At 59.7% G+C, this 12,120-nt stretch carries 9 protein-coding genes and 1 pseudogene; 1 reads left to right on the forward strand and 9 read right to left on the reverse strand.

All coding sequences use genetic code 11. The features are described from left to right. Positions 1-381 precede the first annotated feature (381 nt). From ACZZZU_RS17270 to ACZZZU_RS17310, 9 genes and pseudogenes are all read right to left on the reverse strand, one after another. Entirely contained in the window at positions 382-1,749 is a 1,368-nt protein-coding gene (locus ACZZZU_RS17270) for a sigma-54-dependent transcriptional regulator (protein WP_463551285.1), read from the reverse strand. Next, positions 1,746-3,557 (reverse strand): sensor histidine kinase, encoded by a 1,812-nt coding sequence (locus ACZZZU_RS17275; protein ID WP_463551286.1) that lies wholly within the window; start codon positions 3,555-3,557, stop codon positions 1,746-1,748. Before ACZZZU_RS17275 ends, ACZZZU_RS17270 begins: the two co-directional genes overlap by 4 nt. Then, positions 3,547-4,416: a dTDP-4-dehydrorhamnose reductase gene (rfbD, locus tag ACZZZU_RS17280; protein ID WP_463551287.1), complete on the reverse strand. Its 870-nt coding sequence runs from the start codon at positions 4,414-4,416 to the stop codon at positions 3,547-3,549. Before rfbD ends, ACZZZU_RS17275 begins: the two co-directional genes overlap by 11 nt. After that, a complete protein-coding gene (rfbC, locus tag ACZZZU_RS17285; protein ID WP_122493482.1) occupies positions 4,413-4,958 on the reverse strand; it encodes a dTDP-4-dehydrorhamnose 3,5-epimerase in 546 nt (181 codons plus the stop codon). The genes rfbD and rfbC overlap by 4 nt, the downstream gene beginning before the upstream one ends. Next, a complete protein-coding gene (gene rfbA, locus ACZZZU_RS17290) occupies positions 4,955-5,827 on the reverse strand; it encodes a glucose-1-phosphate thymidylyltransferase RfbA (RefSeq protein ID WP_463551288.1) in 873 nt (290 codons plus the stop codon). Before rfbA ends, rfbC begins: the two co-directional genes overlap by 4 nt. Before the next feature lie 22 nt (positions 5,828-5,849). Next, positions 5,850-6,917: a dTDP-glucose 4,6-dehydratase gene (gene rfbB / locus ACZZZU_RS17295; protein ID WP_463551289.1), complete on the reverse strand. Its 1,068-nt coding sequence runs from the start codon at positions 6,915-6,917 to the stop codon at positions 5,850-5,852. A 127-nt stretch (positions 6,918-7,044) separates the two neighbouring features. Further along, positions 7,045-8,295, reverse strand: coding sequence for a hypothetical protein (locus tag ACZZZU_RS17300; RefSeq protein WP_463384622.1), 1,251 nt, complete (start codon positions 8,293-8,295; stop codon positions 7,045-7,047). 347 nt (positions 8,296-8,642) lie between these two features. Continuing rightward, positions 8,643-9,968: a prephenate-dependent tRNA uridine(34) hydroxylase TrhP gene (trhP, locus tag ACZZZU_RS17305; protein WP_463551290.1), complete on the reverse strand. Its 1,326-nt coding sequence runs from the start codon at positions 9,966-9,968 to the stop codon at positions 8,643-8,645. A 259-nt stretch (positions 9,969-10,227) separates the two neighbouring features. Next, positions 10,228-11,344 (reverse strand): annotated as a pseudogene (locus ACZZZU_RS17310) (AI-2E family transporter). Positions 11,345-11,499: 155 nt separating this feature from the next. Between ACZZZU_RS17310 and ACZZZU_RS17315 the strand changes: the two are divergent. Next, complete coding sequence (locus ACZZZU_RS17315; RefSeq protein WP_463551291.1) at positions 11,500-12,033, forward strand: P-loop NTPase family protein; 534 nt, start codon at positions 11,500-11,502, stop codon at positions 12,031-12,033. Positions 12,034-12,120 lie beyond the last annotated feature (87 nt).

Below are 12,120 nucleotides of genomic sequence, written 5' to 3' on the forward strand. Positions count from 1 at the left end.
TCTACGCGCGGTCGAGCGGGTAGGGGGCTGACCTGAATCAATAGCTAGCTAACTTTCCATGTTGGCATTCCTGACTTCTGAGATGAGGGGACTACCACAGTTTGGTGTTGTCGATACTTGACCCACTTGTGGGCGACAAGCACGTCAGTACCACTGCCAGAACCAAACGCTAGACGGGAATCGAAAATGCGCAAGGGCTACGGCTGGCGGGTGATATAGGGTGGCGAACAGCCACTGCGAAGGAAGGAAATAGCAGGCGGAGCAGTGATTTCGAACGGGTCTAAAACGGCCATGTCCCTGTAACGCAGAAAAGGCAGGCAGCAGGTGGCCAGCCCTTGACTGCAACGACCAAGGGAGCGCTGAAACGGAGACGTTTGGGGTTTACTCGAGGTCGTCCTGACTGGCACTCAACCCGTGTTTACGCAGCTTGTCGTGCAATGTTTTGCGAGGAAGCCCGAGGGCTTCTGCCAGGCTGCGCAACGAGTTATGGGGCCGGGCCAATTCGGCACTAATCAACGCGCGCTCGAATGCTTCCACCTGTTCGCTGAGGCCTCCGCTGGCGGTCACGGCAGGCGCTGGCGTGGCGCTTTCCAGCGATAGCTCCAGGCCTAAGGCAAAGCGCTCAGCCGCGTTCTGCAATTCACGCACATTGCCCGGCCAGGTATGGCACATCAGCGTGGCGCGTTGGCTGGGTTGCAAGTCGCGAACCGGCAACTGGTGCCGTGAGCTGGCTGCTTCGGCGAAGTGTTGAAAGAGCAGTAGCGCGTCTTCGCCCCGTTCGCGCAATGGCGGGATGCGCAAGGGCGCCACGTTCAAACGGTAATAAAGATCGGCGCGGAAACGGCCTTGGTCTGCGCTTTGGCGCAGGTCTTCCTTGCTGGCGGCGATTACGCGGATGTCCAATGGTATCAATTGGTTTCCGCCCAGCCGCTCAACGACACGCTCTTGCAGCAAGCGCAGCAATTTCACCTGCACGTCCAAACTCATGCTTTCGATTTCATCGAGAAACAACGTGCCGCCGTTAGCGAATTCAAACTTGCCGATGCGCCGCTTTTGCGCGCCGGTAAAGGCGCCCGGTTCATGGCCAAACAACTCGCTTTCGACCACCGATTCCGCCAGGGCACCGGCGTTGATGGCGACAAATGGCCCGTTACGCCGGTGGGATAAATCGTGCAGCGCGCGGGCAACGACTTCTTTACCCGTGCCGGTTTCGCCAAGAATCAGTACGTCGGCATGAATGGCTGCCAGGGCGCCGATTTGCTCGCGCAAGCGCTGGATGCTGGGCGACTGGCCCACCAACCGCGCAGACAATTCGCTGCGATCAGCCAATGCCAACCGCAAGCTACGATTTTCCAGCACCAGGCGGCGCACCGCCAGCGCGCGGCGTACGCTGTCGAGCAAGTCGTCACTGGCAAACGGTTTTTCCAGAAAGTCGTAAGCGCCCGCGCGCATGGCTTGCACCGCCAGCGGCACGTCGCCGTGACCGGTGATCAGCAGCACGGGCAAATCGCTGTCCTGTTCATGCAGCTGCGCGAGCAATTCGAGCCCATCAACGCCTGGCATCCGAATATCGCTCACCACCACCCCGGGCCAGTCGCGCGAAATACTCCCGGCCAGTCCTTTAGCGCTCGCCAGGCTGCACACGTTCAAGCCGGCCAAATCCAACGTTTGGCTGAGAGCTTGGCGCAGGTGTGGGTCGTCGTCGATCAACAGAACCTGAGCACGGCTATCGAAGGCGCTGTCGATCATACGGTGGGATCCTCTGAGGGTTGCTGGGTTACGCCGGGCGCGGCGGTTTTCAGGTGCAGCACAATGTCGGCGCCGCCTTGTGGGTGGTTGGCCAGGTGCAGCTCACCATCTAGCGCGCGCATCAATGTCTCGCAAATCGCCAAGCCCAACCCCAAGCCTTGCGCACTGGTTTTGGTGGTGAAAAAAGGTTCTCGTGCATGCGTGAGGGCGTCGTTGGAAAACCCTGGGCCATTGTCGCGAATGCTCAGGTGCACGCCCTGTTCGTCGCTCACCGCACTGAGCCAAATACGGCGTGGCGGCGCTTTCTCAACCAGCGCATCCAAGGCATTGGCGAGCACATTGCCGAGCACCTGGCGCAACCGGGTTTCGCCAGCTTGCACCCACAGGGTCGCATCGGGCAGGTCGCGAATTAGCTCAACATCCATGGCGCGTCGGCGCTTGGCCAACAGGGCCAAGGCATCGTCTAAAGCCGGTTGTAAGGCAACGCTTTCCGGGGCGTGGCGGTCGCGTCGGGCGAATGCGCGTAGGTGTGCAATGATCGAGGACATCCGCCCTGTCAGCTCGCCGATCAGTTTCAAATTGCCGCGTGCATCATCGGTGCGCTGGTGGTCGAGTAACACCGAGGCGTTCTCGGCGTAACTGCGGATAGCGGCCAGCGGCTGGTTGAGTTCGTGGCTGATGCTCGCCGACATAGTGCCCAATGCCGACAGCTTGCCCGCTTGCACCAATTCATCTTGGGCGCGCAGCAGTTCCTGTTGCGCGTGTTCGCGCTCCAGCACTTCGCTTTTCAAGCGCGTGTTCAAGGTCTCCAGATCCCGCGTGCGGTCGAGCACGCGGATCTCCAGTTCTCGACGAGCACGCGCGTCGATGGCGATTCGCTCCAGATAATGACGGCGGCGCTGCATCATCAGCCCCAGCAGCAAAATCAGCACGAGCAGGGTCGCGCCGCCCACGGCCACGGCGGTTTGTACCGGCCGTGAAATCTGCTCGGCAGGCGCCAGAATGCTCACCGTCCAGCCGGTTTCTTCCAAGCTGCGGCTTTGAATAATCCAGGCGTCACCGTTGAGTTTCAGCGCTTGCGGTTCGAGGGTCGGATACGGTTTGTTGGCTGCGATTTCACGCCGTTCCTGCTCGGATAGATCGCGGCTGGCGCGAAAGCGCCAATCGGCTCGAGAGGTCAGGATCACCACGCCATTGCTGTCCGTGACCAGCAACTGCTCGGGCGTGTTGCCCCAGAGGGTTTCGGTGGTGTCCAGATCGACCTTCACCACCAACGCGCCGATGACGTTATCGCCCTCTCTTACCGCCGCCGCGAAGTAATAACCGCGTTTGCCGGAGGTGGTGCCTAGGCCGAAGAATCGGCCAAGGTGGCCGGTGACCGCTTCGCGAAAGTACGGACGAAAAGCAAAGTTACGACCGACAAAACTGTCGCTTTGCCGCCAGTTGGACGCGGCCAGCGTGGTGCCTTCGGCGTCCATCAAATAAATGGAATCTGCGCCAGTCTGCCCGCGCACCTCTTCGAGCAACTGATTGGCGTGCACTTGCGCGTCCAGATTCTGCGGGTGCGATAACACGCCGCGCAGCGCCGGTAGGTCGCCGAGGATTGGAGGCAGCACTTCATAACGCCGCAGGCTGCCCAGCAGGTTCGCCACATACAGGTCCAAGGTCTGACGATTCTGCTCAACCAACTCGCTGCTGTAGTAACGCTCGGCCAGTTGTTGCAGCGGCCATAGCAGCGGCGCCAGCAGCGCGGCGAGCAGCAGCAGACTGCGCCAGCGTGGGCGCCGCAAGGGCGAATTAGTCGGCATCGTGCAAGCAATCGGCAAGCGCGGTTTGCCAGTGCGGCAGGTGCAGATTCCACGCGGCTTGCAGCCTCGAACACGCCAGCCGGGAATTAAGCGGGCGCTGCGCGGGCGTCGGGTATTCGCTACTGGCGATGGGCACCAAGCGAGCGCACGGCTTACCCGCATTTTTAAGCTGTTCGCCAATGGCGCTGGCAAAACCGAACCACGACGTTTCACCCAGCGCCGTCAGGTGATACGTGCCCCACGGCCCCGGCGTACCGCGTTGCCAGCGGTCAATCACGGCGCGCGTCGTCGTGGCGAGTGTGCCGGCCCAAGTCGGCGCGCCGATCTGATCGCTGACCACGCGCACCTCGTCGCGCTCTTGCAAGAGGCGCTGCATGGTCAGCAGAAAGTTGCGGCCGTATCGGGAATACACCCAGCTGGTGCGCAGAATCAGAAAGTCGCCTCCAGCGGCGACCACCGCTTGCTCACCGGCGAGTTTGCTCTGGCCATAAATGCTGAGCGGATGCGGCGCGTCTTCCTCCACATACGGCGCGTCCTTGGTGCCGTCGAACACATAGTCGGTGGAATAGTGAATCAACGGCACGCCCAAGGCCTTGGCTTCTTCTGCCAGCACGCCGGGGGCGGTGGCGTTGATCGCAAAGGCTTGCGCGGCGTCCGTCTCGGCGGCGTCAACAGCGGTGTATGCCGCGGCATTGATGATCAGGTCCGGCCGCAGGGCGCGAATGTTAGCGCGCACCGCGTGCACATCCGCCAGGTCCAGCTCGGCGCGACCCAGGCACGTGAGCTCGCCAACCCCTTGTAGGCCGCTGAGTAACGCCTGGGCAAGCTGGCCGTTACGGCCGGTGATCAGCACCCTCATGGAAACAGTTCCGCGTCTTGGAACGGCGTGCCTGCCTGGTCTTTACCGGACAGCTGTGGCGCCTCGCTCAATTCCCAGTCGATGGCCAGCGTCGGGTCGTTCCAGCGGATGCAGCGCTCAAAAGCCGGCGCGTAGTAATCGGTGGTTTTGTACAGGAATTCCGCGAAGTCACTGACCACCAGAAAGCCATGGGCGTAGCCGGTGGGAATCCACAGCTGACGTTTGTTTTCGGCCGACAGGCGCACGCCCACCCACCGACCAAAGGTTGGCGAACTGCGGCGGATGTCGACGGCGATGTCCAGCACCTCGCCGGCGGTCACGCGAACCAGTTTTCCTTGCGCCTGCTCAATTTGATAATGCAGGCCGCGCAACACACCGCGCTGTGAGCGCGAGTGGTTGTCTTGCACGAATTGGCAGTCGATGCCGGTGGCCGCATTGAACGCAAGGGCGTTGAAACTCTCGTAGAAAAAACCGCGCGCATCACTGAACACTTTCGGCTCGATGATCAGCACGTCAGGCAGTTCGGTCGGGGTAACCTTCACACCTGTTCTCCGGCCAAACGATAGAGGTACTGACCATAGCCGGTTTTGCCGAATGCCTTGGCCTGCATCAGCAGTCCGTCGCGGTCGATCCAGCCATTCTGGAACGCAATCTCTTCAAGGCACGCCACCTTCAGGCCTTGCCGGTGCTCGATGGTTTGCACGTATTGCGATGCGTCGAGCAGGCTGTCGTGGGTGCCGGTGTCCAGCCAGGCAAAACCGCGACCGAAACGTTCGACGCGAAGATCACCGCGCTGCATGTACGCGTTGTTAACGTCGGTAATTTCTAATTCGCCACGGTGCGAAGGTTTCACGGCTCTGGCAATTTCGATCACGTCGTTGTCGTAAAAATACAGGCCAGTCACGGCATAACTGGACTTGGGCTGGGCGGGTTTTTCCTCAATGGAAACCGCCGTGCCGTCAGCGTCGAATTCGATGACGCCGAAGCGCTCCGGGTCTTTTACCCAATAACCAAACACCGTTGCACCGCTGGCGAGACTGGCGGCGCGCTGCAGTTGCTCGGTGAATCGATGACCGTGGAAAATGTTGTCGCCCAGAATCAGGCACACCGAGTCGTCGCCAATGAACTGTTCGCCAATCAGAAACGCCTGGGCCAAACCGTCGGGCGAGGGCTGCGCGGCATAGCTAAAATTGACGCCGAACTGACTGCCGTCGCCGAGCATTTTTTCAAATTGCGGTAAATCGTGGGGCGTGGAAATCAGCAGGATGTCCTTGATGCCGGCCAACATCAGCACGGAGATCGGGTAGTACACCATCGGCTTGTCATAAATGGGCAGCAACTGCTTGGAGACGCCGAGCGTGATGGGGTGCAAGCGCGTGCCTGAACCGCCGGCCAAGATGATTCCTTTCATTGTGCAGTGCTCCGCATGATTGCTACTCCGAGGTGGCGCCGAGGCGTTCGCGCTGATAGCTGCCGTCTTGCACGTGGCGACACCAGTCGAGGTTATTCAAGTACCACTGCACGGTTTTGCGCAGTCCGGTGGCAAATGTTTCTTGCGGCACCCACCCCAGTTCGCGTTCGATCTTGCTGGCATCGATGGCGTAGCGCAGGTCATGCCCGGGGCGATCTTTTACGAATGTGATCAGGTGTTCGTAGCGCTCAACGCCGCTTGGTTTTTCGGGCGCCAACTCCTCGAGCAGGGCACAAATGGCGCGTACCACATCGATGTTTTTTTGCTCGTTGTGGCCGCCAATATTGTAGGTCTCGCCAACCTTACCCTCGGTCACCACTTTAAGCAGTGCGCGGGCGTGGTCTTCAACGAACAGCCAGTCGCGAACTTGCGCTCCATTGCCGTACACCGGCAGTGGTTTACCTTCCAACGCGTTGAGGATCACCAGCGGGATCAGCTTCTCCGGGAAGTGATACGGACCATAGTTGTTGGAGCAGTTGGTGACCAATACCGGCAGGTTGTAGGTGCGCTGCCAGGCGCGTACCAGATGGTCCGACGCCGCTTTGCTGGCGGAGTATGGCGAGCTGGGCGCGTAAGGCGTGGTTTCTGTGAACAGGTCGTCGACGCCATGCAGATCGCCGAACACTTCATCCGTGGAAATATGGTGGAAGCGAAACGCCTGTTTCGCATCGTCTGCCAGACCTTGCCAGTAGCTGCGAGTGGCTTCGAGCAGGGCGTAGGTGCCGACGATGTTGGTTTGAATAAAGGCCGATGGGCCGTCAATGGAGCGGTCGACATGCGACTCCGCCGCCAAGTGCATGACCGCTTCTGGCTGGAACTCATCGAGCAGGGCGCGTACGCCGGGTTGATCTGCGATGTCGAGCTGCGCGAAACGATAGCGCGGGTGACTGGCAATGCTGGCGAGGGACTCGAGATTGCCGGCGTAGGTCAGCTTGTCGAGATTGAGCACCTGGTGCTCAGTGTGGTGCAGCAGATGGCGAATCAACGCTGAGCCAATGAAGCCCGCGCCGCCCGTAATCAGAATTCGCATGCCGGAAGGCCTATTGAGTTCGCAGGCGCTTAGCTTGTCGGCACGTTGGGCAAGAAGCAAGCCTGACGGGCACTGGAGCGCAGACGGCAAAACGCCGCCGCGGGTGAGGCGGCGGCGTTTCGTCTTCCTACTTGGCCTGTGCTTTTTTCGCGGCGGCCGTGGCGGTGGCTTTCGCTGCCGCACGTGCGGTTACGTTCGACGCCGGCACCTGGATGATGATCGGGTGGTCGGTAACGCTGACTCGCACCGAGTTCACGTTGCGCAAGGTTTGAATCGGCTCCTTGCCAATGATCGGGTCATAAATGTTCACCGTCGTCTGCACTTCACCCAGGTTTACCCCAACCAACGTTGGCGCGCCGGGCACGCCTTCCGGCTCAGCCCAGACAATAATGTTGGTTTCGGTGTTGGCCTTGATGATCGCCATGCTGTTGCCGGTGCTGGGAATGCCCACCGTCGAGTACTGCAAGATTTTCAGCGGCTCGAACGTGGCCGCATCGGGCGCCGGGTCGGCCAGAATGCTGTTCATGTTATGCAGCGCGGTGGCGGCGGACGTTGGCGCATTGTCAGCCTTGCTAAACAGGCCGTAACCGTCGTTTTCGTCCATCAATTGATACACGTAAGTGCGGTAGATATCGTTGAACGCACCGCTGACAAAAATGTTCAGCAACCAGGCAGCGCTCTGCTGCGAATTGGTTTTCGGCGACTGATAACCCGTTTCCGTATACACCGCAGGCCCCTTGCCGCCGGGTGTATTGCCCAGCGCTACGCTGCGTTTCATCCAGCGGGTTGGCGGCTTGGCAGGGCCCGGGTAGGGATGCTGGTTGTTGTAATCGGCAAGGCCGGGCGTCACGGCTGGGTCCGGCCCTTTCGGAATGCCGCCAGCGTTAAAGCCGGTGAAATAAAAGACTTTGACGTTTTGCAGCAGTGGATGTGATTTGGTCTGCTTGTACAGCTCGGCCTGATAAGACAGCGCCGCCGGCAAACCTTTGGTGCCATCCGGCGCCCACGTCAGCGGAAAGTTGTTGATCTCGTTAGGACCTTCAACCGCCAGGGTGGAACCCGGCACCGCCGTTTCGACCTTGGCCACGTTGCTTAGAAATGTGGAGATGGTTTGCGGCGAGCGGGTGCTGCCCACGGCGCTGATGTAGTTCCACTTGATGCCCGCCTTGGCGAGCACGGTGTAGTACTGGTAGGGCGGATTGCCCCAGAAACTATTCAAGCTGTCGCGGGCATTTTTGATGCCCAGGTAATTCATATCCGCGATAACCATGGACGGTTTCGAGTAATTCGACGACCCCTGACTGACGTGCAAATTCACGCCTTGCGAATCAATAAAATCAGCCGCGCGCATCAGTGTCGCCGCGTGCGTCGCTTGCATCGTGCATGCGCCTGCGCTGAGCAGGAGCAGCAGGGTTGTAGAGCGAACAGTCGTTTTCATGAGCTACCCCCTTTCAATGAAATTCAGCGATGGTAAGAAAAACGCTAGTTGGCCTGTCGGGCACTGTCGAAACTGTCGTGCCAAAAGCCGTAAGGTATCCGCTGAACGGCTTGTTTTAGACGCCTTTGGCAATAGAGTTTATTGCCAAAAAATACCGGAACTCGATGACTGTTTCGCTGACGTGGCCGGGTCCGCTGCCGCGTTTAACGTTCGTGCAATCAAGCGTACTTGCAATGAAGCGGCCAACACCCAGTGCCGGCAGCTGCACTCAGACGAGCTGCGCATTGTCACGCATCCGGCGTCAGCGTGCGCATGAGCAAACCGAAACGGACGTCCGCTGTCGGCGGCAGGGCAAGGTACATCACATGACCGTCCCCCGGCGCGACGCTCGCCTCTTCGCCGAGCTGCGTCTGCAGCGCTGTCAGAGTGAAGTGTTGGTTGCCACGCGGCGTCATCAGTTCCAATTGATCGCCAATGGCGAAGCGATTTTTGACCCGCACCTGAGCCAGTTCCCCGCGCCATTCCCCGGTGAGCTCGCCGACGAACTGTTGGCGCTCGGCGCGCGAGTTGCCGGTCTGATAATTCTGATAGTCATCATGCACATGGCGGCGCAGGAAGCCTTCGGTGTAACCGCGGTTTGCCAGCGACTCCAGTTCGGTAAACAGCTGCGCATCGAACGGCTTGCCCGCCACTGCGTCGTCGATTGCGCGGCGATAAACCTGGGCGGTGCGGGCCACATAAAAGTGGCTTTTGGTGCGGCCCTCGATCTTCAGCGAGTGCACGCCCTTTTGCACAAGGCGCGGCACATGCTGCACGGCGCGCAGGTCTTTGGAATTCATAATGTAGGTGCCGTGCTCGTCTTCAGACGCCTCCATCAACTCCCCGGGGCGGCTATCGTCCTCAAGCAAAAACAGCCGGTCGGTGCTCGCGCCTTCGCCCAAGGTGGGCGTGCAGGTCCGCACGATTTGCCCCAGCTCATTCGCCTGGCCCTCATGCGCCTGGTACTTCCAACGACACGCGTTGGTGCAGGTGCCCTGATTTGGGTCGCGATGATTGATATAGCCCGACAGCAGACAGCGTCCCGAATACGCCATGCACAGCGCTCCGTGCACGAATACCTCAAGCTCCATGGTCGGTACCTGACGACGGATTTCTTCGATTTCATCTAGCGACAACTCGCGCGACAGAATCACCCGGCTCAGCCCCTGCTGCTGCCAGAACTTCACGCTGGCCCAATTCACCGCGTTGGCCTGAACGGACAGATGAATCGGAATCTCCGGGAAGTGACCGCGCGCCAGCATTATCAGGCCGGGGTCGGACATGATCAGCGCATCCGGCCCCATCGCCACCACGGGCGCCAGATCTTTGAGAAAGGTGCGTAATTTGGCGTTATGCGGAGCAATGTTCACCACCACATAGAAGCGCTTGCCCTGGGCGTGGGCCTCGGCAATACCAAGTGCCAGGTTGGCGTGATCGAACTCGTTATTGCGAACCCGCAAGCTGTAACGGGGCTGACCGGCGTAAACGGCGTCGGCGCCATAGGCGAAGGCGTAGCGCATGGCCTTTAACGTACCGGCAGGGCACAGCAATTCAGGAGAATGGGAAGAGTGCATAGAGAATCGCCTGACAGAGTTAGGGCGCGCGATTCTAAAAAGGGTGGGCAGAACGGGTATTGATGTGGGTCTACAAGGTACGGGTCGATTGCCACCCGGCCCCATCGCAAAACCTACAACGCCACTGATTTTTCCAAGGCGTTCCGCTTATGGGGCGCAGCCAGCGGAGGCAAGAGCAGTGGTCGGTTTTATGGTCCTTACTCTGTGTTTCTGCCCATGTGGAAACGGAGCAGCAAATGAATCGACCGCTTTTCTCGCTCTACCTTTTGCCTTCGCTCAGTTGTTCATCCAAGACTTCAATGTGCGGCTGGTCGTCGACCCATTGCCAGAACAGTTGATAGGCGACTGCCAGCATTACCGGGCCAATGAAAAGCCCGATGAAACCGCCACTGACCATCCCGCCCAAGGCGCCAATCAGGATGACCGGCATCGGCACATCGACGCCACGGCCGAGCATCAATGGCTTGAGGATGTTGTCGGACATACCGGCAATCAGGCTGTAAATGCAAAACACGACAGTGCCGAATGTGGTGCCGTCGGTGGCAAAGACATAGGCGATTACCGGCAGCGTCACGAGTATGACCGGCAACTGCATGATCCCCATCAACAGCGCAATCAGCGCCAGCAGCCCGGCACCGGGCACCCCCATGAGCACGAAGCCGACGCCCACCAACAAACAGCATCTGGATAAACGCGATGCCCACCACGCCTTGGGCGACCGCTCGGATGGTGGCTGTGCACAGTGTAGTAATGCGCGGGCCACGCTCAGGACCGGAGAGGCGGCTAGCGATGGCGGTGGCGCTGCGTTCACCGCTGGCGCCGTAGGCCATGAGCACGCCGGCAACGATCAGGGCACCGATAAACAATAAAAACCCCACACCCACCCCCGCCATCTTGCTCAGCAACGCCAAACCGAGTGTTTTGAGATGCGGCATCAACTTCATCAGCACGCTGCTCATGTCGGACGCCGACTCCAACCAAAACGAATAGAGCGGTTTGCCAATGAGCGGCAAGGAGGCGATTTTTTCGTTTGGCAGAGGAATAGCCACGCTATCGGCCTTGAGAATTGCCAGCGCGCCGTTGACCGACTCACTGATCGAGGTGCCCAGCAAGTAGATAGGCACCATCAACAAGCCGAGGGCGACCACGATGATCAGCGTCGCGGTGAGCCCATCCTTATCGCCCAACTTGCGCTTTAACAGCGTGTGCAGCGGGTAAATGGTGATGGCCAGAATCACGGCCCAGAGCATCAGATTAAGGAACGGATGAAAGATCTCGAAGCAGAACAGCACCAGCACCGTAATCAATCCGGCGCGGATCAAAACATCGAGCAAACCACCGGATAGTGCCCTTGCGGAAATGTTTGTATCTAACATCGCCTAGCTCCTTGCTGTTCGTCGCATGGAGGCAGCATAGACGCTGATTTGTAGCGCGCTGGTAGGTGGCGCTGTGAAGGGGATCCGCTGGAGCATGCGCTAGATCCCCATTTCCACGTCATAATCGTCGGCCAATTTTGCGGCAGGAAAGCCCCATGCAACGGATTGTCATTGTGGGCAACGCCGGTAGCGGAAAATCCACGCTGGCCCGCGAGCTGGGTCGACGGCTTAGTCTGCCGGTGGTGCACCTCGATAAACTGTTCTGGCAACCCAACTGGGTCGAGCCCGATGGTGAACAATTTCGCCAGCGCGTTCGCGAGGCGGTGGCTCGTGATGCCTGGATATGTGAAGGCAACTACCCGCGGCGGACCTTCGACCTGCGCCTGCCGCGTGCCGATCTGGTGATCTGGCTCGACACGCCGCGCATCACCTGTCTGCGCCGCGTACTGATCCGCAGCGCGCTAAACCGCCCCCGCCCCGATATGCCGGCCGGCTGCCGGGAGAAAATCGACCGCGAATTTCTAACGTTTTTGCGCTACGTCTGGCATTTCGACGCAAGCTATCGGGCCGGAATCGAGGCGGCTCGGCTGGCGGTAAACCCGCAGGTGCCGGTTGTTCATTTGCGCGGCGTGCGGCAGGTGGCGGCATTTGTCCAGGCGGTGTCGTTGGGTAAGGCCTGGCGTGGTTAGTTCATTCGGCAGCAGGGCCGCCGAAAGTGGCCGCCGTTAGCCCAAAACCCTGCCGAAAACAAAGAGGATGGCTTTGTAAACGACTCC

The sequence above is a fragment of the Pseudomonas sp. AC136 genome, from assembly GCF_979258585.1.